Below are 26,118 nucleotides of genomic sequence, written 5' to 3' on the forward strand. Positions count from 1 at the left end.
CTTTTTCTTTTAGGAATTCAAACGAATCCATTCCTCTGTTTTTTTTATTCCTTGTTCCAGCGTATATGTTGGCTCCCAGCCTAAGAGTTCCTTTGCCTTTGAATAGTCGCATAACAATTTGGGTATCTCGCTTTGCGGATGAATATGGGGAACATATTTTATTTTCGTATAATCACTTTCTATCAGTCTAGCTAACTCTTCTATGGAAATATCTTTTCCAAGACCCGCATGAATCACTTCACCTTCCACACTTTCATTGTATCCAGCTTCTACAACAAATCGTGCACAGTCTTCTACATACAACAAATCCCTGGTTTGCTTCCCATCTCCATATATTTCTAAGTCTTGATTAGCTAGCTTTTTCTTAATAAATATCGAGACAACTCCACCTTCTCCTGTGGTCTTTTGAAATGGTCCATACGTGTTAAATGGCCGCAGGATGGTTACAGGGAGATTATATGCATAATAGTATGATAGAACTAAATGCTCGGCTGCCAATTTAGAGCCTGCATAAGGGGATGCTGGCTTTATAGGGTCTTTTTCATGTATACCTTCTCCCCCTAATGCACGGTCATACACCATACAAGTACTCATGAAAATAAGTTTAACCTTTTGTTTGCGGCAACACTCTAATAAATGAAAAGTACCTACCACATCATTATCAAAAGTTGTCCTTGGATGATCGATACTGTCCTGAACATTAATACTTGCTGCTAAATGATAGCAAATGTCAAATGATTGCTTAAACACATCTTCCAATAGTGCTCGATTTTTTATATCTCCAATAATTATTCCCTGGTAATTCGGCAAATTCTCAAATTCTGTTAGGTTCTGTTTTCTACCGTTGGTTAGGTTATCCAACACCGTTACTTGATGTCCATCCTCCAGAAGACATTTTACTACCCATCTCCCGATAAATCCCGCTCCACCAGTAACTAGTACATTCACATTTTTCACCCTTTCTACATGCACAAAGATATTCTATAAAAATTTCTTTTACTTCGAAAATATTCTTAACGTATAAAGTTCCAAACCTGCATCTTTACAGTTGGACTCTTCTATTTGTTTCAAACCATATTTTTCAAAGACTTTACGATAATTCCGAGGGAATAATCGCCAGTTTTCTGCTTCTTCAGCTTCAATCGTAATGAGATACTGCCCCGTAACTCTAGCAATCTCTTCAAAAACCCATTCACTGTCAGGGTGTATATGCTCAAGAACTGCCATAGTAAAGGCCAGATGATAATTAGATTCTGGAATGGTTTGAATGATTTCTTCTATCGGAGAGCAAATTATTTCTGCCTGTTTAGCCATTGCTGGATACGTTTTTTTTAGTAGCTTAACAGCTTCATCGCTAATCTCAATCCCGGTCAACTTGTGATAGCCTTCTTGATATAAATAATTTAGATTTCTTCCAACATTACAGCCTATCTCCAAAATACTATCTGGTGATTTTGCGTATTTTTTTACATATTTCCCTAAAAATTCACTCCTTTTTTTAGGTTTAATATAGGTTTCTGGTTCACTTTTGTGCTTCCAATATTCATGAATATCATTTAGTGACTTTTTCTCATGTTTACTCATGCTTTATCCTCCTATTATTCTTTTATTAATTTTTCTAAGAGCTTCCTCAGCCTATTTCCAGATGAGAATTTCATTGGATATGCATGCTTTAGAAACTCCTGCTGACTGGCTACAATTTGTTCTCTCCTAATATTTGTAATATACTGCCGTACTTTTTCTGCTAATGCCACTGGGGTTCTTTCAACAAATTCATAATCTGGTGAGAAATAACCGGTATTACCTGCAAAATTAGTTCCTAATATGAATACTGGTTTACCTAGGATCATTGCTTCTAAGCCTACAGTAGAGGAATAAGTCGCTACAATATCTACATTATGAAGAATGTCGTAAAGCTTATACTTTGTGATTGATTTTACAAATGGAAATATTTTCGTTAAGGAATGTGACTCTTTAGTGGGATAATCCTTTAGAATGATATTCAAATCGGTATTACTGGATAATGCTTTAATGAATCTTTTCCAGCCTATCAAATTCTTATTTCCACGGACAGCTATTAAAAGTGTCCTCTTTGAAGGATCAATACCTAACCGTTGATGAAACACTTCTCTACTTACTTTTGGTGGATGCTTCATTAAATCAAACCGTGGGTGACCAATAACCTCAATCGATCCATCTGGAGCCCCATTCTTGTAAAACCATTCTCGTTCATAAACCCCATGCACAGCATCTACCATAGCAATTTTAGGTAGATACCCAATTTCACTTGAAATAATACCATGTTGCATACATATGGTTGGAATGCCTTTCATTTTTGCAACTATGACTAATACACGGCTTTCCAAGTAATGAGTTGAAGGAACAACCACACATGCAACATTATTCTTCGTTAAAAAATTTTCAGCTTCTTCAAAACGATTAATTATCTTCGTAAGTTGCATAAAAAATACAGAGCGAAACTTGCTATTCGAATAGAGAATATGATTTTCATATCTTTGAAAGATCTTTTTGGCCTTACTTTTAACCTTGCCTACAGATTCACTCGTATCAATAGTATATTTATCAAAATAGTCAACAGGTATAGAAATGGCTGTTTGGTTAGCTGTTTTGGCATTCTTAATTTTCTTAAATACCAGTCCTTTCATTTGTTGAGCTGGTTTCCCTTTCACTATTTGTTTAGAACTGTCCTTAAGTGAAGGGGATGGACCCTCACTTAACCGAATGATAGGGTAACCTTTAAAATTCAGCTTGAAGGTTTGTATAGGCATTCGTAGGAGATTATAAACATCATGGAAAACTATTTTCCCTTTTTTCGGTTTTACGCTATTTTGTTTAATCGTATTTAAGTAACGATTAAATTCTTCCTGAATTTCACGGGAATCTGTAATGAAATTTTTGCAATGATGAATAAAATCTTTTTTATAGAATTTAGGCTCTTTTTCCCTAACTAAGCTTCGGAAATGACATAAATAAGGTAAGGAATATCCACGATAGGTTAGTTCTTTATAATCATTTAAAAAATCAAGATACATAGACCAATAGTTTTTAGTGAAAGTATCCATGAGTTCTCACAACCTTAACTAAATTAGTTTTTCATCTAATAATAACGACCGAAGCTTTTCCGTAGATAATGGGGTTTGGGAATGGGAGCTGTAATATGTTGCTTCTGCTTTCCTTACATCCGGATAGGTAATCGTAACACTTCTAGGTATGATAAACATACCCGACGATTCCCATGCCTTCCTTGCTTCTTCTTCCGTCATCAATTCTTCATACATCTTTTCCCCTATTCTCTTTCCAACCACCTGAATCTCTACAGTTTCTTTGTCAATTTGTTCACGTTGACATATTTCTTCTAGCACAACTTCAGCAAGTAAACCAATTCGAATAACTGGCATTTTTAACACAAATACTTCCCCACCCTTTGCCTCTTTCATTGCTTCAATAGTAAGCTTAGTTGCTTGGTCTAAAGTCATCATAAATCGTGTCATAGTAGGATCGGTAATGGTGATTTTACGTTCATTCAAAATGCCCTCTATAAATAATGGAATCACCGATCCCCTTGATCCCATTACATTTCCAAATCGAACACAAGCAAATGTCGTATTTATTAACCCACTTCTATTAGCTTGTATAATTAAGCGTTCTGCGATAAGCTTACTTGCTCCATATGCATTAGTTGGTGAAATGGCTTTATCTGAACTTGTAAAAATTACTTTATCTACCTGTTGGCTGGTTGCTGCTTGAATTACATTATGAGTACCAATTAAATTCGTCTTCACTGTCTCTAGAGGATTGAATTCACTGAAATCAACCCGTTTCATCGCTGCTAAATGGAACACGAGATCTACTTTATGCATTGCTCGATGAACAGTATCAAAATCTCGAATGTCACCAATAATATAGTGCAAGAGTTCCTCTTCCCCTAATTCCTGTTGTAGAAGCTGTTGTTTGTGCTCATCTCGACTTAAAATAGTAATTCGTCTAGGTTTTTCAGGGAGAATGGCTTTAATAATGCTCTTCCCAATAGTACCCGTTCCACCTATTACTAAGATATGCTTTTCACAAAAATACATTTTAATTCCTTCCTTCCCTTATATCGTTGATGTCAGGAGGAGCTATACTTCTATATGTATATTAGCTACAAATCATTTCGTTAAAGACCGCTGCCTAAAAAATTCACATTATTTAAATCTATGCTCAAGAAAGGATTACCAAGGCTAGGCAGATAAATTAAAACCTAGTTCTGTTGTACCAACAGCAAGACAACTGCCTGAAGCTGGACATTATAGGAAAAAGAAAGCCTGAAATCATAAATAACTGATTTCAGACTTTTATAAAGCTTTTATTTTAAGTAGGTTTTTTCCTATCGGCTCAATATCTAGATTACTTTTGACATTTTCTATCTTATCCAGTTTGTTAAAGTATTCTCGTACTTCTTGCTCCGTCAATGAAAAATTTCGTTTCCGTATTTGTTTGGTAAGAACTCCACGGTCAATAGTAAGTTTACTACCAGATGATGATATATCCCGGGCAGGTATTGCTATTTCATTGAAATGCTCAATAATGAGATCATACGCATACTCATTTTTCTGCCACCTACAATAGTGTTCCATTTGTTTTTGAATAAAGGTCTTATAAGATTCTTTATTTAGCTCTTCAATTGCCTTACACACCCCAGTCACTGTTTCTACCCTTTTACCTAATTGATTAGGAATTTCCTTAAACGTCGCTTTAACTGGTAGATAAGAAATAATTGGTTTGTTTAAATAATATCCCTCGATTGCGGAAGTACAACCATTATGAATAATAACTTTAGCAGCTAGTAGCCACTTAATTATATTTCCTTCGTGAACTACCCTTACATTCTTCTCAGTGGAAAAGACCTCTCGGTAAGATTGTATATTTTCACCTGGATGTGGTCGAATAATGATCGTTTCCTCTGGGAACCTCCCGGAAAGCTCTTTAACGAGGGCAATGAAGTAGTAATAGAGTTGTTTAATAGTTTTAAAATGTGGACTATCAATTTTACCTCTTGGAGTATTATATTGTGAAAAGCGAGTATTAATTAATATGAATTCTCCATATTGCTTCTGTAAAACTCGAGCATCTGGTTCATAAAGTTGTTGATACCTAGGTGTTAATAAATCAAATCTTGGGCTCCCTACTATATGACATTTACTTGCTAGATCAGGGTAAGCCTTAGAGATCACATCATACTGATACTTCCCCCAGCATAACTCTTTCATTACCAGCTGCAGCATATCTTTTTTCATACGATCCTGTGTGTATCTTTCCTTTTGGAAGAGCAGCCCCTCTTCATCAAGCTCTATAATACGATGTCCATTTTGACTTGCTCTAGTAATCACTCTTCGTCTAAATCCATGTGGATAACCTTTAGAAAAGAATATTCCTTTTGGCAATTGGTCTGAAGCATTTTCTACCATGTAATGATCACCTATTACAACTAGGTAGCCTTTCCTAGCTGCTTGATATACTAATAACATCTTCGCATCGAGCTCTCTTACTTTAACCTCGATGGGTAAATAGAGCCAGCTCTTAAATCTTCTCAACACTCCCCAACCTTTCATGCATTATTTTTATCTTTTAACTGTTGAATGATTTCCTCAAAAACACTTCTATTCTCTTCTATCAAACGGTCAAAGTCAGGGTCCTCCTTCTTAACTGCACTTGTTTTCGATGACTTCTGATTATCCGAACGAGAAAATAAATACATCATAATCATGGTAATTGTTTGATTATCTAGGAAAATGAAACTAGCCTTATTTTCGACTTTTTGTTCTGTTTTTAAAAGCTGCTGTATCTGCTCTAGTAGATATTGATCTATTAAGTGTTTAATTGTTAATTCTTGCTGTTCATCCATTTGTATTACTCTCCTTTGCCAATGTTCCTTTAATATGGATGTCATTTATGGAATTTTGTCCCTCCATTATCTCATCTCCATAAACGAATGCATTTAATCGAAAAGTGTATGACGAAAGCGATTTCCATTTAAGTTGAAAGTTGGAAAATGAAATCATATCACCTTTAGCTAACAACTTTTTTTCAACTGGCCTTAACCAATATTCGTGTTTGTCTTTCGGATCATTGAACCTTTCCCAGGCTTGTGTCATTCGATTCTTTTTTAGTGAATCCTGATAAATGTATTTACCAGAAAATTCAAACTCATCTTCAGAATCAATCCTGATACAGATAAATGGATTATTCAATACTACCGCCCCTACATTTATTAAATGAAATGTTCCTATACAGAAATTATCTAATTCCTTAGTGTGGGAGATATTAAACGAGTGATTAAAATAACTAATGATTTGTAATTGTTTTTCAGGCTTCATATCATGGATTAGGTTATTTATCTCACGCAAATACTTACTATTCAATTGTTTCCAATCTTCATATTTACGATTTTCTAGCTTCCAGTTATCCATTAGTAACCACCTCCACAAAAATAAAGAGAGGATATCTCCTCTCTTTATTCTTATGCTGCACTATTCTTCGTTAGTACTTGAACGTTTTGTGGGTCCGACACCTGGAACATTCGGAAATACTACAGGGCATTGTGGTGGGATTATAGGAGCAGGGCATGGCGGGAATGGAAGAATATCTCTTGGTTGACAGAACTCAGCAACAATTTCTAACGTTACATCAAAAGTAGATTGGATACTTTGACATAAACGGACATCTAAAGTTACATCAAGGACATCAGCTTCTGTTGTTGTTCCAGCATCACATGCTGCTGTACATACAAAACAAGATAAATCCGTAAATTCTACATTTATATCTGTTCCCACAGGTGCGCAAAGAATTACTTGTTCACAGCGAGAGAATTCCACTGTCCCTACTTCAACAGTCGCACCACCCAACTCGGGTAATAAATTTACAAATATTGTTACGTCGAAAGTTTTACGAATGTTGACAATCTGCAACGTAACCTCAGCACCGTCAACTACAAATTCCTGATCGACACGATCCAGAATTACTACTGGGTCGTCCGCAGCAGGTTCAACTGTACAAGTTACGGAATCGATGTCAATGTCATCACACTCTAATTGCACACCAGTTATAGGGTTTACAGGTAACGGCAAATCATCGATTGTTAGGTCAAAGTTAGCTTCATTTAAAATCCAGTCATATACTTTCTCCGTATTGATACAGAGTAACTCCTGCCCTCCTGATAAGTTTCCTGATTTCATTAAGAATACACCTCCAAATTATTTCAATCTTTACACTGATAACCTATGTGAATGTATGTCAAATGGTTTGATTAAAAAGCGGATTTATCATGATATTTAGGAATATAGGTGCATATCATTTAGTAGTTATACGCTTACCATTAATTAGGTTAATATTATATGAGATACTTCAATTCTTGTGCTTTTGTAACCATTTATATACATATAAATAAACTATTAATGTGATGTGAAAAGGGTGACAAAAATGTATCGGTTTAAGTTATATAATGTGAATGAAATCGAAAATTTGAAACAAAGGCTTGAGGATTACAAACAACATTTGGAATCTACAATCACATCAAAAACATCTAATAATTATCCTGAATTGCATCAGGCTTTGAATGAGTCAAAGGAAAAAAATATAAGATTAAAAGGAGAATTAAGACGTATGGAAACGCATTACCAGGAACAAATAAATCGTTATGAGCAGCAGGCTAAAAATATAACTGCCAAATTAGAATCGATAGATGATTCTATTAGTCAATTAAAGTACGATATATCCCAACTTAAAGGGGAAGTAAATGGGTTTCAATTTCAAGAACTAATTAACAAATTGAATCAGTTAATCGTAAAAACTGATGAGAATCTACTAACAATAAAACGTGATATGGATCTTCAAGATCAAACCTTTTCACAAATCAAAGAGCAACTAAAACCAAAATCAGAACCACAAACTGTCTCTAGGCAATCAGATTATCGTCGAGTACAGAATATGCTACAATCAATTACAACTAGCAATGGCAACCAAATGCTACCCAATACGACAAGAAGAAAACCAATACAACCAAGCAATTCAAGCATAAATCGGCTCCCAACTCGTGCTAATAATAAAAACACGACACTTTCCATAAACCAAGGTAGAAAGAGTTTTGTTAATTCACAATATGAATTTAACAAAAATATTATCAAAAAAAAGAAGACACCCAATCCTGTACAAGAAAATGCTATAAAAGATGAACACCAGAGTCAATCAACTCTAACACCCACTAATCCAGATCCGTTGGTAAATACTAATTCCGAACTAAGTACCCCAATCATTCCAAGTCCCCAAACAAAACTAATTGAAGAATCCAAACAGGAAAGTGAATCTTTAACAACCTTAAATAAAAATGAAAATGAATCTTTAACAAACCTAAATAAAAATGAAAGTGAATCAATAGACTCATCTTCCCACTCAACTAAACAGGATATAAAAACAGAACTACCAAATCAATCTACAGAAAGTGCAGCTATGAACGAATCGACTAAAAGATCCTCATTTTTCTCTTTCTTTAAATCAAAGTAGCATGAATCGATCAGATATTATAATCCCACATAATCTTTATGATGAATTAATACAAATATGTCGTTTGGAACTGCCTTATGAAGCTTGTGGATTATTGGTGGGTACCCCATACCAAATCAATTCGATATGGCCAATGAAGAACGAAATAAATTCACCAAATAGATTTTTTGTGAGTAAACCGATTGTAGAGGAGACAATTGACAAAGTTAAAAGTCTGAAGCAGGATATCATTGCAATTTATCATTCCCACCCTAGTACATTAGCAATTCCTTCCAGAATCGACATCATAAATCATCTTGATAAAAGTGTTGACATGGTTATTATCTCCTTTAAGGAAAACGACCCTATCATGAAATGGTATAGAATAATTGGGGGAACCTACAAAGAACGCCCTTTTTTAATAATATAGAATTATTCGTCCACCCCTTCCTTACAAAATAGAAATAAATTATAGTAAACAATGAAGGGAGTGCAAATTATATGATGGCAACTAGTATAGAAAAACCGAGGAGGATTAAAGGAGTCCAAAATTCTAAACTTACTGTTACCACTAGACCACAAACATCTATAAGAGGTATATCAATCAAACGAAAAAGTTGTGGTTGCAGCTGGAAACAATACAGTAATCCAAGGAAATCTTAAACCCCTTCCTGTAATTGATTTGAGCGATAAATTCTATAGTATTACTTATATCGCTTAGGCACCCTGAAAAACTAAAATACACTTCCCAAATTTCTATAAAAGTTAGGAAAAAGAGAGACTGTATAAATTTACAGTCTCTCTTTTTATACTAGTTTATACCCACAATTCGAGCAGAAATTTGCTCCACTTGCTTTATTCCCACAGTTAGGACAGAAATTAGGCCCTGTTCCGGAGGATTGATTAGTAGATTGCTGAGCAGGCTGTCCTTGCTGTTGGTTTTGTTGCTGTTCCTGATTAGTGGATGGGTTTATATTTTTCATCATTTCATTTGCCATTGTCATACCCATCATCATACCAGCCATATCACCAGCAGTTCCTGAACCTTGCATTTTCCCGGAAGACATTGCATCCGTTACTTCGATTTGCTGGTATTTTGATACATCACCGACCATACTATGTTTCGCACTCTTATTCACCATTTCCTGCACTTCTTTTGGATAGTTAAAGCTACTCACGCTAAAGCCAGTTAGGGTCATACCCATATCATGGATTTCCATATCTAAATCTTCACGAATACCTCTAGATATTTCTAATCCATTAGCTTGTAAATTAAATAAATCCTTCCCTTCTCGAGTAATCCACTTCATTAGCAATTGATCTAAAATAGAAGTGATACGGATTTTTACATCATCGACTAGATAGCGACTTTTTACCCCAGCTATATTATCGATTAACGTAATATAATCATTTACTTTGAACTCGAAAGTTCCGTTCGCTCTAATTGGTAAACCTCCTGGAAGGTTCAACTGGGGTGCTGGAATATTAATTGCACTTCTAGTACCCCATTTCACATTAAAAATTTTCGTATTAACAAAAATTACTTCGACCCGGAGACCACTGTTAAATCCGAACTTGAAACCTTTTAGAGTTGATAGGAAGGGGATAATCTCTGATTCGATATTATAGTCTCCCTCTTCCTTAAAGATTCCTTCTATTTTACCATTTGATAGAAAAATAGCATCCTGACCAGGACGAAGTATTAATCTACTTCCCTTTTTTATCTCCTTATTATTCCATTTCCAAAATATCATATCATCTCGAAATTCTTCCCATTCGATTACATCTGAAAATTGATTTCTAAAAAAAGCCATCTATAAACTTCCTCTCATTCATTAATAATCTAATTAATATTAAAAGCTACCACCTTTACCAGTATATGAGCTCCCTCCTCGGGTAACCCCACCGCCACCTCCGCTTCCTCCGCGGTTGTTATTAGAAGGTTTTTTACGTTTGGTTACATTCTTGGTTAGGAAAATATCTTTACGTTTTAAAACTTTAAAGTCCCCGGTATAAGTTCGTTCATTTACTGTTACTTTTCCACCAGAGTTATATGCCATTGTTCCAACAATTATCCCACCTATTAGTAACGCTATTATAACGTGAAACCATGTATCAAATATAATACTTTCGGGATTAACACCTGGCATATAACGCATGTATCGTGACCCAGTTTCCACAAATGTCTTAAATGCATCAAAATATTTATCAGCCGATAATGGAGGAACAAGTTCGTTAAATAGTAAATCTACTCGTTGACTATCTAAATGTTTTTGTGCACCTTCAAAGCTTGCGATATAGAAATCCCGATTATCTATATCTATTGCCAGTATGACTGTACTTCCATGGGGCTTATCATATCCAAAAGCCATTTCATCATAAAAGTCTGCCATATACTGCTCTACTGTTTTTCCATCGGTATCTTCTGTAATAACGATAATAAAATCGGTCTTCCTTTTTTCACTATGTTCATCAGCTAACTGTTCTAGGGCTTCAACTTCTTCATCCGATAATAGGTTAGCATAATCATAAATTCGTTGTGTTGAATCATCGGCGAAAACTGTGAAAGATGAACTATATAGAAAGAGGAGAAATAGAATACCAGGGAATATTACCTTTTTTATATCCCTCATAAAAGTTCACCCCCAATTGCAAAGGAGAGGATTTTCATTCCAATAAATGAAATAGCAGCAATACTCCCCCACCAAGCAGCAATCTTCTTCTTGCTAAGGGGTGGCTTTCCAACTACCTTTCCGGTAACACCATTCATTGCAAATGTATGCTCCTGCTTATCAAAGTCGTAATACACCATCCAAACCGGTAGTAAAACATAATAGGCTTTTCTTTCTCTAGTATTAATGTTTTGATCTACGTATTTAACGGAGGAGTATCCATTAATCGTCGAACTTACGTATTTATTAATGTAACTGCTCACCTTAGACTTTACCCTAGGCAGTAGATCTTTATTGTCATAATTATATTTTTCTGCTAGATAGCCTGCCAGATAAGCTGTCTTAAAGTCTTTTAACTTCCCAAAATCATAAGGTTCTAGTTTATCCATTAATTCATCGTTCATCTTCTTTGATGCGTCTACAGGAACCTTCTGAAAGGTTAAATCAATCTTTCGCTCTACATCATAATATTTCGTTTCTGTATAAACATAGTCTCCTCGCGTATAGCTCCTTACTTTGGTAGCCTTTGCTCGTACTTCTGCAACACTATGTAAATCATAAAGCCAAAAAGGCACATACATTCCGGTTATGTTCTTAATGCGGTCAGCCGTCATAAAACCATCCGGAGTAAGGCGACCATTTTTACACCATTTCTTAAAGGCATCCATTGCTTGTTCCTTACTAATTTGAAATGGTAAGACCAGGTCTGGAGCAAGGCTTCCAGATACTCGGTCAGCTAGTACGACTCCTGCACCGCAGAAACTACAAGAGGTAGCTGACGTATCTGCATCTGTGATCACCGCTGCACCGCAGTTATTACATTCGTATTCCTTCGCTTCATCTTCTGAAAATGTATTGATAATATAGTCATCCGAGAATTCCTCAATCGAGTCATTCCGCCCGCAACTTGCGCATGATAGGTTACCAGATACTGAATCAAATGCCATATCATCGCCACAGTTAGGACATTTATAATGAATTATCATGTGATCACCTCATATCCCATTATTATATATGCTATTTTAGTTTCCCTTTTAATTCTGCCATCTCTATATCAATACTTTCATCATATGGAGAGGAAATAGCCTCTATGTCAGAATCGATCCCATACCGTAATTCTTCTAAGGCCTCCGCTTCTGCCAACGCCCGATTAGCTTTTTCCTCTAGCTGATCAAATTTTGTTAAACGAACGTTTGATTGAGACGGACCATTCTCCATTGCTTTCTTCTTACTTTCCGCAACTTGTAGTCGTCCTACTAAAGTATCCCGTTTATTTTTGAGCTCCATTACATCATACTTTAACTTCTCTTGGGCAAGCTTCATTTGTTCAGCCTTCAGTGAGGCAAGTTCATACTGTTTTTCCAAATCCTGTAGCTTCACCTTCAGATTGGCTTTTTCCATTAAAAATCTACGCGCTTTATCCTCATCATCTACTTCAAGGGATTTAATCGCATAACGCTCCATCTTTTTCATTTCTGACCTGCATTCCTCAAGCTGTCTACGTGTCCGATTCATCGCTGTTATTGCTGCATCACTTTCCACATTTAATTCTCTTAATTCCTGTTCTATTTCGCGAATAAACCGATTTACTTCTACTTCCGGGTCTTCTTCTTTTCTAAATTTCTCCTCTATATTGCTTGCTAAAATAGCTCGAATTCGTTTGAAAGTACTCATTTCCGCTCACCACTCTCCTACTTTCTATAGTACTATAAATACGGTTAGATAGTGTAAAAAGTTTCAGGAAACTAAAAACATGATTGTCCCTTCCTCCTCATTCGCTACCTTCTTAGGAATAACCTACCCAGAAAGACAAAACGCTCTTACCTTTAAATCCCTCATCTAGTGATTATCCTATGCTTATTCACATTTAGGGTAACTAGTACACTATTATTAATCCCGTTGTAGGCTTCTAAAATGAAATATAATTGGATAAAACCGTTAAATTATATATTAAAAAATTCGATTAAATGTCGATAATATAGTGGGAGTTGTTCATTATTTAAGTTTTGATTGAAGAATAATCTTATTAAAGCATCGTAATGATGCATAATGTAACAAAACTCCTATATTTCAAAAGAGGAGCTGAATTTCACTATGGCTGATGGAACTTATACAATGAAGGTTAATGTAGAAAAGAAGACGATTGAAATGACCGTAAGCGGTACCTTTTCTCCTGAAAAAGCTCAACAATTTATTGATGATTATCAAAAGAAGGTATCATCCATTAATGCAAGTGAATTTGTCTTAGAATTTGATTGCAGAGATTTGGATGTCGTAACCCAAAAGATGATACCAACTCTTGAGAGCTGCTTAGAACTGTATAAATCATCTGGATTTAAAAAAGTAGAAGTAGGGATTAGCAAGAGTGCTATCATTTCCATGCAATTAAATCGCTTGGCAAAAAAAGTTGGATTAGACAATTTCGAGGTAGTTCAAAAATATTAGTTTAATGAAGGTAAGGAACCATTACGATTCCCTACCTTTTTTACCATTCATTGTATCATTGTATATACTAAATTATTCGAGAGGTTTATTATGACTAATATCAGAATTAGAGCAGTTGATGTTTATCATGCAAAAAAACAAGTTGACAATACTGTATACTTTGAACACTTTCAAAAACAAGGAAAAGATATAACAAATTTCTTACATATAATGGGTAGAAACAAGCGATATGTGATAGATAACCAAGAGGAAAACACGAATACAATGGCGATTGAGGCTGCCAATCGGGTGTTAAAAAAGGCTGAGCTAGAGGGTAAGGATATCGATATGATTGTTTTTTCGAGTCAAGTACCTGAAGTCACTGTTCCTACCAATGCTATGTTCCTTCATCATGCCATTCAAGCAAAAAAGGGCACGGTTATTTTCGATATGAATGCCAATTGTGCTGGAATGACAATTGCAGTAGAACAGGCTTCACGATATATGACGTCTAACCCTCATGTTCACACAGCCCTTGTGGTAGGCTCTGATTATCTTTCTTTAGTGGCCGATCCAAATGATGCTATGACTTATGCCAACTTCGGAGATGCTGCTAGCGCAGTTATCTTAGAAAAGACCGAGGAAGAAACAGGCTTTATAGATGCTATGTTTGAAGTAGACTCTAGCAATCGAAATAATATTTTATTTCCAGAGAAGGGACTTGCCCAAACCATTAAAGCTGGAGAAAGAGCAGAATCTATGCGCTGGCTTCCATTTGATGGAACGATGTCTCTTCCTTATACATATGACATGTTTGAAACGATCTTAGAGAGAAATCAGCTCACTATTGAAGATGTAGATGTGTTCTGCTTATCTCAATTTGCTAAAGTAAATATTGATAAAATTCAAGAGCGCTTTGATATACCGGAGGAAAAAATCATTTATGTAGGGGATGAGTATGGCTATACCGGGACAAGTAGTCCCTTCATTGCCCTCCATGAAGGAATTGAAACTGGTAGGATAAAGCGTGGAGACTTAGCATTATTCTGGACCATTGGTGGTGGCCACGAATTTATTACGATGCTATTTCGTTATTAATAGATTACTAGATATCACCTTGTTTACTAATTTCTCTTTCATTATCAGAACATAGAGTGAGAATGGTTGACTCTGATAATGTATGTGGATCGTTATAAAACACAAGGAAAAACGCATAACTTAATGCGAAACCAAACAAGCACAGCTCTGGAAATATACGTATACTTCAATAGGAGAACGGAGACTTCTTCATGAAGGGGTTTACCATTCTCCCATAGCTAAGCGAGTTATGTTTCCAGAGCAACATCTGTGCTAATTATTCTATTTTTTAGCGTCGCTACTAATCAATAGTAAAAATAGTTACGCCTGAATGGTCAATATAATCCAAAACTATATGATAAAATAGCTTTCCTGCTATTTTTATCATTAATTTAGAATCCCTTTTCCATTAACCATCGCATAATGCTTTCTTCTCTTCTCTTGCTATCGTCATATTGGGTATTATATTTACTCATTTTCTTCTCTCCGACGAGCTTTCCATCTGCCATTAACAACACTCTATCCGTTTTCGCTGCTACTTTAGCATCGTGGGTAACTAGTAGAATCGTTGTTCCTTGTTTATTAATTTCAGTAAGGATGGACATAATTTCTGCTGTTGCTTTGGAGTCCAATGCTCCGGTTGGTTCATCTCCAAAAATAATATCCGGTTCATTGATCAAGGCTCTACAAATAGCAACTCGCTGTAGCTGCCCACCAGATCCTTGAGTAATATCGTTATCTGCTAGCTTTTCAATTCCTGTCATTTTCATTAGTTCCTTTGCTTTTCGATGAACTTTATCTTTATCCGCACTTTTAGATACAAGGGCAGGAAACATAACATTATCAATCAATGATAAATTCTTTAATAGATTCATATCTTGAAAAATGAACCCCATATGATTCAAGCGAATCTGTGCCAGTTCCTCTTCTTTTAAGCTGGAGATTTCACTACCTCTAAATGTCACACTACCGGATGTCATACGATCCATACCACTAATATTATAAAGCAGTGTGGATTTCCCGCTTCCGGACGGTCCCATAACTGATACGAACTCGCCTTCTTCAATCGCCAAGTTTATATCCTTTAAAATAGGAAATTCTCGGTCACTTCCTAATGCTACATTCTTGTTCAAGCTTCTTGCCTCTATTATTAGGTTCAACCCTATTCCTCCCTTGCCAGGTATTCATCACGTCTGTCACTAAAAGGTTATTTACCGCTTCTAACGCCTTAAAATGACCGATAAATCATCCTGTACCGTTACTTTACAAGAAACATATATCGTTATTCCAACTACTAACATTAGTGCTAGCGGACATAGTAGCCAGGTCTGCCAGACAACATTCACCAATTCAATTCTCGCAGCGCCCATAGAGGACATAGCCATACTCACTAGAAACTCCCCTAAATAATTGGCAGCTAGAACGCCAACTATAATTCCTAATAAAAGGATGAGCAGTGTCCCTGCCATATACTGATGTCTAATATTTTGAGAAGTTAATCCGATACTTCGCATAATAGCAATCTGAGACATGTCCTTTGACAATAGCATTCGAAGAAATAATGCCGTTATCAAGATAATAACAATGAACGCAATAGCAATTCCGCCTATTACAATGGTACGCATCTGGTCAATGATATTCCCTAGAGTCTGTTGTGTATAATCCTTGATATCATTTACTTGCGCATTATCATAATTAGTTTGATAGTAGTTCATTTTCTCTTGTGTATCTACTCCTGGAGCCACATCCATAGTCACTACATACCAAAGTACTGCCTCTGGATTGATACCAAGACTAGTATGTGCTTTGGCGGTTTTTCCACCATTGGTAATATCCTGATAAATCCCTGTTACGGTCAGAGTCTGTTCTTTTCCACCAGCCTTTACTATAAGGTCATCCCCTACCTTCCTATTTAATGCGTCCTCTGATGCATTAGCATAAGAAATTGCGATTTCCCCTTCCGCTTCCGGTGCTCTACCTTCTAGATATTTTAATGGGAATACAGAGAAATCACCGATTTCAATATTAATATAATCCCAGGACCCCTCCGTATTTTTCACCTGGTATGAACTTGTAATGTGGGCTGCATACTTTTCAATATCAGCATCATTCTGGAGTTCTTCCTGTAGCTTGATAAAATCTTCTGAGATTGTATCACTCTTCCTAAGATCAATTCTCATATCAGATTTTCCTATTCCCATGTATGTTGAGAATTCTGGTGAATTCATGGTGTTATAAATATTAATAGGGAGTATCACCATAAATGTAGATACGATAAAAATAAAGAATAGTAATCTATATAATTTAAATCGTTTCCAAACATCCCGAATTCCCATGTAGATATTTGTGGTAAAAAAATGGTTCTTCATTAGCGAAAGACGGTATTTTCGCTTCTTTCCAGAATCCATTACAGATGATCGCAAAGCTTCCACTGCAGAGATATTATCGATTCTCTTCAATACTTTCTTGCAATACATGACGATCATTAAATAAATTAATAAAGGAGCAGCAAGCGATAATACATATTTTAAGTTCCCTGATAAATCTGATGACAGGTAAAGTTTCATATTACCGTTAAATAGATTAACTACTACAAAGGAAAGGAGATAGCCGATTACACCAGCTATGACGGACATGATTCTGTATTTGTTAAGAAAAACCTTCTTTATATCCTTTTTGGAGATTCCGATAGCTTTCATAACACCGATTTCTCTTACATCCTCATCCAATGTTGCCAAGAATGAAAGTCTAATACATAGCGAAGCAATAATAATTAATAAGATACTGATTAAGATAATAACCATTGCCACCGCTGCATCGGACAGGGCATTAAATATTAGAAAAACCGCGCCACCAACTGTTGGCCCGTTTGCTGGAAGTCCAGCTTCGATATAAGCAGTCTGCACCGCTTGGGAATCTGCCCCATCCTGAAGCTTGAATTCAATAAGATACTCTAATACCCCGGCCTGCATGGTAAGCATCTCATCATAATCTGTCTGATTTAGTACAAATCGTTTCGAAGAAGTAAAGGATGAGTTCATCTCAAAATCTCTGGCATATTCTGAGATAACAAACTCCTTTTCGTATCTTTCATTTTTAACAGTAATCGTGTCGCCAATTTGTAAGTCGTATTGTTGCATGAAATAGATTGGAACGGCGACTTCGCCTTCTTGAACATCTAGCTTTTCATTATTCAGATCTAAGATAAAATCAAATTTTTCATTCTGGACAACAAATGAAATATCCTGTACAGTCCCAGCCATTGTTTGATCTGCACCGAAATGAATATGACTACCATCAAAGGTCAGAAGAACCATTGTTTCCTGCATCGCTATATATTCAGGATGTTCCTCTGTAAATTGATCGATTTTAGACTGGTCAAATTCCCCAGAATGCATCTGTGTAATATCTGCTGGTACTGCACGTTCCTGAAGCTCTGCCATCGACTGAATCAAATTGGCAATATTATTAATGGCACTTGCAGCCAAAATAACCGCCATCGTAATAAATACAAACACAGCCGTCGTTACCACTTTATTCCTTAGAAAATCGTTCCTCACCATTTTCGAAAACATCATTTTCCTCCTGCCTGCCACAAGCCTTTTCCTAATTTACCGATTATTAAAATGATAGTTCCGGCTACAAACTGCACTCCTCACCTTTCCGTGGTACATGAATTCGCATTGATTTAGTAGTAAATAGTGCTGTAACGATGAGACCCAGTCCGGGAAGAATAATTAGAACCAATTCCTCTTGTTGACTAGTAATATATGTTGTTCTATTTAATAAAGTAATCTTCTACTTTCCTGAACTGCTATCCCCGTTTTCGCTTTTAAACATCTCCATAATGTACATAAGGCTTCCGCTTTCAGTACCCAGCAATCTTTCCAAGTTAAAAACAAATGCCTGTATACGTGTTATACGCTCCTCGTCCGTCATATCGACCATATCATCGTCAAAAACCGTGTTCATATACGCCACAACCATTTCCATGCATTCATAGGGAAACGGTGTACTAAACATTCCTTGTTCAATGCCTTCGCGAATGATACCTGTTAGGATCGGAGGAACTTCATTCAAAATTACCTTCTGTATTTTCTGATGCATCAAGGCGTTCTGAGGCTTATGTATGTGCTCCTTATACTCCTCACCACTACCACCACTTACGTTTAGAGCCATTACCACACGGACTATTCGTTCGTTTATAGGGATACGCTTATCTACTGCAATCTCTTGTGCCGCACTTAATATACGGTCGCTAAACCGATCAATCAGTGCATCCATAATTGCCTCCTTTGACTTAAAATGGTAATACAATGTTCCTCGTGCGATTCCAACATGATCAAGAATATCTTTAGTACTGGTGCCATCAAATCCTTTCCGCCTAAAAAGGTCCTCCGCTGCATCTAATATTTCATTCCTACGTTTCTCTGCTTCTTTTACAACTCTCATTTTTACATCTCCCATTACACTAGACCGACTGTCAGTCAGTAATAGAATACCATATCATTATGAATTGTCAATAAATTATGAAACAAAAAAGTTGAAACACCTAGATGGGATTAAGAACAAGGAATTATAAGGAGTTTGTCACTGAGTAGCTGACCTTTTTGATGGATGATATGTTTCAGTGTGATAATGAAGAACCCGACCATCTAGATGGCCGGGCTTATAACGGTTATTACGGAAGCCTCTAAAAAACAACGAGCTGGACATCACCAGCTCGTTGTCATCTTTACGATTCAATGGTCTATAAAGCTTTGCGAACCACTTTAAAAGATACTATGGAAATCAAAAACAGACAGGAACCAAAAAGCATAAACAAAACAGAACTAGGCATGACACGATACAATGCGGACGACATTCCTCCAAGTGCCATTCCTACATAACGAACAAAGTTAAATACGCCTAAAGCAGTCCCTCGGTTCTCACAGTATTCCTTGCTAATAATAGTCGAGAAAAGAGGTGCAGAAAACCCCACCATGATACCATAACCAAATAGAATAATGCTTAACCACATAAGGGAATACGTATGAAACTTGCCAAATAATATAATCTCTAATGGCATGATAATTAATATGGAGACAACTAAATGGTGGAGGGATATTTTTTTCTGCAATCTTTTGAATAACATACTTCCTAATATCATGCTAACAGACAGCGGTAAATACAATAAGCCTACGACCTGTAAGGATACATGGTAATAATCTTGGAGCATGACGGGCAAATAGACAAGAACAGCAAAATATATAAAAAACACAATAAAACTGACTATCATCATACATGCTCCGACATGATGGGAAAGTACCGCCTTGTATGTCTGAAAGAATCCCTTGGGCTGCCTTTCCACGGATTTCTCGACTATTTCACTTGGAAGATATACAACAAGCAAAAGTAGGACAATAGCTATTAAGAATAGGATATAGAAAATTCCCTCATAATCGAAATACTCTCCAATAAAACCCCCGAGTACTGGTGCAACAGCCGGTGCAAGTGTAAGGAGGATTTGATAGGTCCCCATAGCATTACCCCTCGCTTCCTCCTCAAACAGCTGTGCAACCATACTGATTGCTACTAATGGGATGATCCCTGCCCCGACAGCCTGAACCATTCTAAACAATATAAACAGCGTAAAGCTGTTCGTATAAGCACAGATAACAGCTGATGCTCCCATCAGGATTAGGCTGATTAGCAATAACCTTTTTTTATCTTGTTGATCAACCACGGTTCCCAAGAGAATCTGTATCACGGCAACAATAAATATAAAGCTACTGACGGTAAAATTAACCCAGCTGACAGATACGTTAAACGAGTCCCGAATAAGTGGAATGATTGGTGTATAGATATTCTGGCTTAACGAGGCAAAAAATGCACTAATACTCAACGTATACAATGCCAACGATTTATTCTGTGTCACACCACTTGTCATCGTTATTCACCTAATGTAAGGTCATCCTGTTTGAGATTGTCAGTAACCAGCTTTAAGAAAGTAATAATCGTCTCCAACTCTTCTTCATCAAAGTTATCCAACAGGCTTAGGTACCGATTTCTTGCTTGTTCATGTAACCGTTCATGAATCCTAGCAAGTTGCTCCCCATAATCAGTAAGGAGATAATACACTTCCTTTTGGTTTTCTTCCTGTCTTGATTCAACCACAACATTATTCTCCAGCATTTTCCTGATTGCCTTTGTAATTGCCGGCTTTGAGACGTTTAACGTTTTGGAAAGTGATGTATTATTCGCAGACCCTTGTGCCTTAATAGCTGATACAATATGTAATTGCGTGAGAGTCCAATCCTGAATAATAGAATCTTCCTTATCGGTTCTACTGAAGCTCCTTCTCTTTTGACTGGCTTCCCTTTCTTTAATCAATTGTTGTAGAGCACTCAATGTTTCCATCTTTTTATCGAAATGATTCATACTATATCACCTGACTTTTTATTTTAGTTAACCAGTTAACAAATATAGTTTACTGGTTAACTAAAATAATGTCAACTATTCTGTTAAACAATAAAACTATGATAGCTTGAATTCAATCCCCCACCTCCCTGAGATGCAACATAGCGGTTAAGAGGCTAGTTTATGGTTAAATTCAGGGAGATTATTTAAAACAGCAAAAAATAAAGCATTGAGACTTATTACGTTCTCAATGCTATAAAATGATGAACAAGATTACTTAAAGAAATGACTTTATATAGTCTCCTAAAAAGAGTTCTGAAAAGAATAGACTTTTTTAGTTCTTACATTGTACTAATATCAATTACGAATCGGTATTTCACATCAGAAGCTAATACTCGTTGATAAGCTTCATCAATTTGATCGGCGGAAATAACTTCTATCCTCGGAGTAATGTTATGTTTGGCACAAAAGTCCAACATCTCTTGCGTCTCACGTATCCCTCCAATCATGGAACCTGCGAATGAGCGTCGATGACCGATTAAATTCATTGCACTTAATGATAGCGGTTCTGCAGGCGCCCCGACATTGACTAGCGTACCATCAAGCGTAAGCAATTCTAAATAAGCATCCATGTTAATCTTTGCACTTACGGTGTTTATAATTAAATCAAAGGATTCAGTAAGCTTCTCAAACGTCTCTGGGTCACTTGTCGCATAGTAATGGCTTGCACCCAATTGTAAGCCATCTTGCTTTTTGTTTAATGTTTGGGACAATACGGTAACCTCCGCCCCCATAGCATGTGCAATTTGAACAGCCATATGACCAAGGCCGCCCATCCCTACAACCGCTACTTTCTTACCTGGACCAGCACCCCAATGATTTAACGGAGAATACGTTGTAATACCTGCACAAAGTAATGGTGCTGCAACATCAAGCTCGATATTATCAGGTATTTTAAGCACAAAGTCTTCCGGTACAACAATATGAGTCGAATAACCACCTTGAGTTGGCTCCCCATATTTGTCAACACTAGCGTACGTATCAACCTTCCCTTTTAGACAATACTGTTCCTCTCCATTACGACAGTTCTGACATTCTCCACAAGAGTCCACCATACAACCGACTCCTGCACGATCACCTATCTTGAATTTCGTAACTTCTGGTCCAACAGACGTAACGATTCCGGCAATCTCATGTCCAGGTACGAGTGGGTAGTGAACTGGCCCCCATTCTCCATGTGCAGTATGGATGTCAGAATGGCATATACCAGCATATTTAATCTCGATCAATACATCATGCGAATCAAGGTCCCGTCGTTTAATTTCTGCTGCTCGAAATGTTTTGTCTGGACCGTCTACAGCTCTTGCTTTGGCAGTTATCATAATAAAACCTCCTATAGTATCTGTTGCAAGAGAAAATTCTTAGAATAATGACACAAATTGTAAATTTCATTCTCTTGTAACATCCATATTAATACCTATAGTTAACTCGAGGTCAAGCACTAATTTTACTTTTTTCAAAACCTAATCACGATGCAGATTTCATTGGATTTCCGCTTAGTCTATCAACATTTTTAGTTGATACCTCCATTAAATTGAGAAGTATTTTCCCAGTTTTTGACTCTTAGGAATTATCGTGATAAAATTTCCTCACACGATACTAGAGTTAACTCGAAGTCTAATTGAAAAGGGGAATTATTATGAAGACATACTCAATCAGCGAAGTGGCAAAAGAATTAAATCTTACTGTGTATACATTGCGATACTATGACAAAGAAGGACTGATGCCTTTTGTAGAACGAACGGCTAATGGCACTAGATTGTTTAAAGAGTCGGATATTGAAGCGTTAAAAGTTATTGAATGCCTGAAATCAACCGGGATGCCGATTAAAGAGATCAAAAACTTTATTGATTGGTGTGCTGACGGGGATTCCACGTTGCAACAAAGATACGACATGTTTCTAGAAAGAAAGGCTAGTGTGGAGGCACAAATAGCAGAACTGCAGAAAACAATGGAACTTATCGAGCATAAATGCTCCTATTACAAAATTGCATTAGATGCTGGAACTGAAGATGTTCACAAGCAGGATAAAATAGAGATTCTCCATTAATTATAGCCACCTGTATTCATCCTGTTATGTATGAATACAGGTGATCTATTTTTCACTACTCTTCAGGGAACAATAAAAGGAAGCATTTCTAATAAGGTAAGAATACTACCATATTATTCCTTACTGATTTCGATTTCCTTTATCATTTTCGCAGGTACACCTCCCACAATAACATTGGCAGGAACATCCTTAGTTACAACGGCACCAGCTGCAATAATAGCTCCATCACCAATGGTGACACCAGGAACGACGGTAGCATTAGCACCGATCCAAACATTCTTGCCAATAGTTATTGGAGCAGGATACATATCCTTTCGATTATTTGGATCTACATCATGATTAAGGGTAGCCAAAACAACATTATGCCCAATAAGAACACCATCACCAATTGTAATCCCACCCTGATCCTGAAAGCGACAACCTGAATTGATAAAAACATTCTTGCCAACAGTAATATTCTTCCCACAATCTGTATAAAAAGGAGGGAACAAAGCAAATGATTGATCCACCGGCTTATCAATTAATTGAGAAAATAATTCCTGAACCTCTTCATTCGTATGATACTGTCCGTTTAGTTCAGCGGTTATCCTCAATGCTTCCTGAGAGACTTTGTGCATCACCTGATGCATTTCCGAGCCACCTTCAACTGCTTCCCCTCTGTTTAAATGCGCTAAAAAATCCTGAATATCCATTAGAATCCTCCTTACTGGTCTGAAAATATTCCTTTCCCTATCTTACCCCTTACAGTTAACTCTAGTTCAAGAGAATAGTCTTTTTGCTTATCTTGATCCATTCTACAAATTTATGATTAATCTAGTACAGTGTTCAAAAATGACAACTTGTACACGTTAAGGCACTAGGTTAATAGAAGTAAAGTGTGAACGATTCCATACATTTCACGAAGAAGTTTAATCCGAAAAATAATCGGTCATTCTCATAAAAAAAGGTAAATGACAATATTGACAAATTAAAATGCCCCTCCTATAATAATATATTGTCAATTGAATAACTTCGTTAGGTGAGGCTCCTGTGCTGGAGATATGCTGCTGCCCAGAAACATCCAAAGATGCCAATGGGTCAACAGAAACTATCGACATAAGGTGGTTTTTAATGTAGCTGGATTCATTTCCTATGCCGCACAGTGCTAAAGCTCTACGAATGGAGGCCTATTATATTTACGTTGTAGTTTATTTGATATACACCTTCATTCTTTGAAGGTGTTTTTTATTTTATAAGGGGGTGGTTAAAGTGGATAGTAGTCCCGAGTCGTATAGGTTAATAAGTAAGTTTTTCATAAGTATTTTAAGGGTTTTGTCCATTTTAATACACCTGATGGAAGAATTTCTATTCTCCTTCTTTTTAATGGACAGAACATCCTAATTAAAGAGGGTGAAACAAATGATAAAGAACTTTACACCAAACGAAATTACCACACAAGTAGTTCAATACTTGAAAGAAGCAAAGAGAAAAGAATTGCAATTATTATTAGATGAATTACATCCGTACGATATTGCCAACTTATACGAAATGTTACCTGATAAGCATCGAAATCGATTCTTATCGTTTCTAAGCATCGCTCAATTAGCAGATATACTTCAGGAGCTCGACAAAGAACAACAACAGAATCTCTTAAATAAATTAGACGCCAAAAAGGCAGTACATGTCATGGATGAAATGGATAATGATGATTTAGTAAACCTTCTCGAGGATATTTCTCCAGAGAATAAGATAAACTTTTTGGCAAAAATGAAAAAAGAAGAATCACAAGTTGTGCAAGACTTGATGAACTACCCTCCTGAAACTGCAGGAAGATTAATGACGAATCGATATGTCTGGATTCCGCAACACTACACCGTAAAAGATGTTATGGTAAAACTACGGGAATATGCTGAGATTGCTGAAAGCATTAACTATTTATACGTAATCAATGAGGAGAAAAAACTGACTGGTGTTCTTTCCTATCGGGACCTAATTTTATCTGAGCCAAATCAACAAGTTAAAAATATTATGTTTGAACGCGTCATCTCAGTAACAGTAGATACAGACCAAGAGCATGCCGCTCAAATTATTCAACGCTATGACTTCTTAGCAGTACCTGTTGTTAACCATGACCATGTATTAGTTGGGATTCTTACAGTTGATGACATGATCGATGTATTAATGAAAGAAGCGACAGAAGACATAGAGAAATTGTCAGCTTCAGGTAAAGATATTGACTTTGATACGAAAGCTCCAGTAGCAGCCTATCGGAGATTACCTTGGCTAATTCTACTATTGTTTATTGGATTAATATCCGGAACGATTGTCAGTACTTTTGAAGAAACACTTGAAAAAGTTGTCGCTTTAGCATTCTTCATGCCGATGATCGCAGGAATGACTGGAAATACGGGTACACAGTCATTGGCTGTAGTTGTTAGAGGGCTTACTACACGAGATATTAACAAAGTCGTAATAGCCAAGATTATTTTAAGAGAGCTATTAGTAGGTATCATTATCGGCGTAACTTGCGGAATTCTGATTTCCATAATTGCATATATTTGGCAAGGTAGTCCGATACTAGGACTCGTTGTCGGTAGTACTTTAGTAGTCACTCTTATTATCGGAACATTAGCAGGAACTATCATTCCGTTAATTCTCCATCATTTTAAAATTGATCCTGCTGTAGCATCCGGGCCACTAATTACAACCTTAAATGATATTTTGTCATTAATGATTTACTTTGGCATTGCGACAATTTTTATAAGTCACTTAATGTAGATTTGCTAAAAAAGATTCCCCTTATAAAATGCGGATAATTACTTGTCTATTTTATATATGGGGATTTTTTTATGCGTATTAAAAAAACATTATTAGGCTCATCACCGTAATCCCCGCGAGTTTTTCTTAGGCAATCATGTA

General features: G+C 36.5%; 25 protein-coding genes and 1 riboswitch. Of the genes, 6 read left to right on the forward strand and 19 right to left on the reverse strand.

Features of this window, described 5'->3' with window-relative positions; translation table 11 throughout:
* Window positions 1-9: 9 nt before the first annotated feature.
* The 8 genes from KGF86_RS13550 to KGF86_RS13585 all read right to left on the reverse strand — a co-directional run bounded on the left by KGF86_RS13550 (window position 10) and on the right by KGF86_RS13585 (window position 7,235).
* On the reverse strand, window positions 10-948 hold the full coding sequence (locus tag KGF86_RS13550) for a dTDP-glucose 4,6-dehydratase (protein WP_211742191.1): 939 nt from the start codon (window positions 946-948) through the stop codon (window positions 10-12).
* Window positions 949-996: 48 nt separating this feature from the next.
* A complete protein-coding gene (locus tag KGF86_RS13555) occupies window positions 997-1,584 on the reverse strand; it encodes a class I SAM-dependent methyltransferase (RefSeq protein ID WP_211742192.1) in 588 nt (195 codons plus the stop codon).
* A 14-nt stretch (window positions 1,585-1,598) separates the two neighbouring features.
* Entirely contained in the window at window positions 1,599-3,083 is a 1,485-nt protein-coding gene (locus KGF86_RS13560; RefSeq protein WP_211742193.1) for a capsular polysaccharide export protein, LipB/KpsS family, read from the reverse strand.
* Window positions 3,084-3,101: 18 nt separating this feature from the next.
* The gene (locus tag KGF86_RS13565; protein ID WP_211742194.1) at window positions 3,102-4,097 is read right to left on the reverse strand and encodes an SDR family NAD(P)-dependent oxidoreductase; all 996 of its coding nucleotides are present in this window, start codon (window positions 4,095-4,097) and stop codon (window positions 3,102-3,104) included.
* Window positions 4,098-4,355: 258 nt separating this feature from the next.
* Window positions 4,356-5,594, reverse strand: a complete 1,239-nt coding sequence (locus tag KGF86_RS13570) for a surface carbohydrate biosynthesis protein (protein ID WP_211742195.1) — start codon at window positions 5,592-5,594, stop codon at window positions 4,356-4,358.
* Window positions 5,595-5,608: 14 nt separating this feature from the next.
* The gene (locus tag KGF86_RS13575; protein WP_211742196.1) at window positions 5,609-5,905 is read right to left on the reverse strand and encodes a hypothetical protein; all 297 of its coding nucleotides are present in this window, start codon (window positions 5,903-5,905) and stop codon (window positions 5,609-5,611) included.
* Complete coding sequence (locus KGF86_RS13580) at window positions 5,898-6,470, reverse strand: hypothetical protein (protein ID WP_211742197.1); 573 nt, start codon at window positions 6,468-6,470, stop codon at window positions 5,898-5,900. Before KGF86_RS13580 ends, KGF86_RS13575 begins: the two co-directional genes overlap by 8 nt.
* Before the next feature lie 60 nt (window positions 6,471-6,530).
* A complete protein-coding gene (locus KGF86_RS13585) occupies window positions 6,531-7,235 on the reverse strand; it encodes a BMQ_0737 family morphogenetic spore coat protein (protein ID WP_211742198.1) in 705 nt (234 codons plus the stop codon).
* A gap of 268 nt (window positions 7,236-7,503) precedes the next feature.
* Between KGF86_RS13585 and KGF86_RS13590 the strand changes: the two genes are divergently transcribed.
* Both KGF86_RS13590 and KGF86_RS13595 read left to right on the forward strand, forming a co-directional pair.
* On the forward strand, window positions 7,504-8,559 hold the full coding sequence (locus KGF86_RS13590) for a hypothetical protein (protein ID WP_211742199.1): 1,056 nt from the start codon (window positions 7,504-7,506) through the stop codon (window positions 8,557-8,559).
* 1 nt (window position 8,560) lies between these two features.
* On the forward strand, window positions 8,561-8,968 hold the full coding sequence (locus tag KGF86_RS13595) for a M67 family metallopeptidase (RefSeq protein ID WP_211742200.1): 408 nt from the start codon (window positions 8,561-8,563) through the stop codon (window positions 8,966-8,968).
* 376 nt (window positions 8,969-9,344) lie between these two features.
* On the opposite strand, the gene KGF86_RS13600 is transcribed toward KGF86_RS13595, so the two are convergent.
* From KGF86_RS13600 to KGF86_RS13615, 4 genes are read right to left on the reverse strand one after another with little or no spacing between them, the layout of a single operon-like run.
* Complete coding sequence (locus KGF86_RS13600) at window positions 9,345-10,352, reverse strand: SPFH domain-containing protein (RefSeq protein WP_186869067.1); 1,008 nt, start codon at window positions 10,350-10,352, stop codon at window positions 9,345-9,347.
* 39 nt (window positions 10,353-10,391) lie between these two features.
* Window positions 10,392-11,171 carry a TPM domain-containing protein gene (locus KGF86_RS13605; protein ID WP_211742201.1) on the reverse strand — a complete coding sequence of 260 codons (780 nt, stop codon included), beginning with the start codon at window positions 11,169-11,171 and terminating at the stop codon, window positions 10,392-10,394.
* Window positions 11,168-12,196 (reverse strand): TFIIB-type zinc ribbon-containing protein, encoded by a 1,029-nt coding sequence (locus KGF86_RS13610; protein WP_186869069.1) that lies wholly within the window; start codon window positions 12,194-12,196, stop codon window positions 11,168-11,170. The genes KGF86_RS13605 and KGF86_RS13610 overlap by 4 nt, the downstream gene beginning before the upstream one ends.
* Window positions 12,197-12,227: 31 nt before the next feature.
* Window positions 12,228-12,884 carry a PspA/IM30 family protein gene (locus KGF86_RS13615; RefSeq protein ID WP_186869070.1) on the reverse strand — a complete coding sequence of 219 codons (657 nt, stop codon included), beginning with the start codon at window positions 12,882-12,884 and terminating at the stop codon, window positions 12,228-12,230.
* 420 nt (window positions 12,885-13,304) lie between these two features.
* On the opposite strand from KGF86_RS13615, the gene KGF86_RS13620 reads away from it, so the two are divergent.
* Window positions 13,305-13,655 carry a hypothetical protein gene (locus tag KGF86_RS13620; protein ID WP_186869071.1) on the forward strand — a complete coding sequence of 117 codons (351 nt, stop codon included), beginning with the start codon at window positions 13,305-13,307 and terminating at the stop codon, window positions 13,653-13,655.
* Window positions 13,656-13,745: 90 nt separating this feature from the next.
* A complete protein-coding gene (locus KGF86_RS13625) occupies window positions 13,746-14,732 on the forward strand; it encodes a ketoacyl-ACP synthase III (RefSeq protein WP_186869072.1) in 987 nt (328 codons plus the stop codon).
* A 371-nt stretch (window positions 14,733-15,103) separates the two neighbouring features.
* Here the strand turns inward: KGF86_RS13625 and KGF86_RS13630 are convergent, their stop codons facing one another.
* From KGF86_RS13630 to KGF86_RS13655, 6 genes are all read right to left on the reverse strand, one after another.
* Window positions 15,104-15,871 carry an ABC transporter ATP-binding protein gene (locus KGF86_RS13630; RefSeq protein WP_211742202.1) on the reverse strand — a complete coding sequence of 256 codons (768 nt, stop codon included), beginning with the start codon at window positions 15,869-15,871 and terminating at the stop codon, window positions 15,104-15,106.
* A gap of 60 nt (window positions 15,872-15,931) precedes the next feature.
* On the reverse strand, window positions 15,932-18,286 hold the full coding sequence (locus KGF86_RS13635) for an ABC transporter permease (protein WP_211742203.1): 2,355 nt from the start codon (window positions 18,284-18,286) through the stop codon (window positions 15,932-15,934).
* 223 nt (window positions 18,287-18,509) lie between these two features.
* Window positions 18,510-19,163, reverse strand: a complete 654-nt coding sequence (locus KGF86_RS13640; protein WP_211742204.1) for a TetR/AcrR family transcriptional regulator — start codon at window positions 19,161-19,163, stop codon at window positions 18,510-18,512.
* A gap of 298 nt (window positions 19,164-19,461) precedes the next feature.
* A complete protein-coding gene (locus tag KGF86_RS13645; RefSeq protein WP_211742205.1) occupies window positions 19,462-20,640 on the reverse strand; it encodes an MFS transporter in 1,179 nt (392 codons plus the stop codon).
* 2 nt (window positions 20,641-20,642) lie between these two features.
* Complete coding sequence (locus KGF86_RS13650; protein WP_211742206.1) at window positions 20,643-21,131, reverse strand: MarR family transcriptional regulator; 489 nt, start codon at window positions 21,129-21,131, stop codon at window positions 20,643-20,645.
* 320 nt (window positions 21,132-21,451) lie between these two features.
* Window positions 21,452-22,492, reverse strand: a complete 1,041-nt coding sequence (locus tag KGF86_RS13655; RefSeq protein WP_211742207.1) for an NAD(P)-dependent alcohol dehydrogenase — start codon at window positions 22,490-22,492, stop codon at window positions 21,452-21,454.
* Window positions 22,493-22,809: 317 nt separating this feature from the next.
* On the opposite strand from KGF86_RS13655, the gene KGF86_RS13660 reads away from it, so the two are divergent.
* Window positions 22,810-23,220: a MerR family transcriptional regulator gene (locus KGF86_RS13660; protein ID WP_211742208.1), complete on the forward strand. Its 411-nt coding sequence runs from the start codon at window positions 22,810-22,812 to the stop codon at window positions 23,218-23,220.
* 113 nt (window positions 23,221-23,333) lie between these two features.
* Here KGF86_RS13660 and KGF86_RS13665 read toward each other — a convergent pair whose 3' ends face one another.
* The gene (locus KGF86_RS13665; RefSeq protein WP_211742209.1) at window positions 23,334-23,912 is read right to left on the reverse strand and encodes a sugar O-acetyltransferase; all 579 of its coding nucleotides are present in this window, start codon (window positions 23,910-23,912) and stop codon (window positions 23,334-23,336) included.
* Window positions 23,913-24,223: 311 nt separating this feature from the next.
* A riboswitch (M-box (ykoK) riboswitch) is annotated at window positions 24,224-24,390 on the forward strand.
* A 228-nt stretch (window positions 24,391-24,618) separates the two neighbouring features.
* Between KGF86_RS13665 and mgtE the strand changes: the two genes are divergently transcribed.
* A complete protein-coding gene (mgtE, locus tag KGF86_RS13670; RefSeq protein WP_211742210.1) occupies window positions 24,619-25,977 on the forward strand; it encodes a magnesium transporter in 1,359 nt (452 codons plus the stop codon).
* Window positions 25,978-26,118: the final 141 nt, after the last annotated feature.

Origin of the sequence: Ornithinibacillus massiliensis (genome assembly GCF_018310345.1) — a bacterium.
Taxonomy (GTDB): domain Bacteria; phylum Bacillota; class Bacilli; order Bacillales; family Amphibacillaceae; genus Ornithinibacillus; species Ornithinibacillus massiliensis.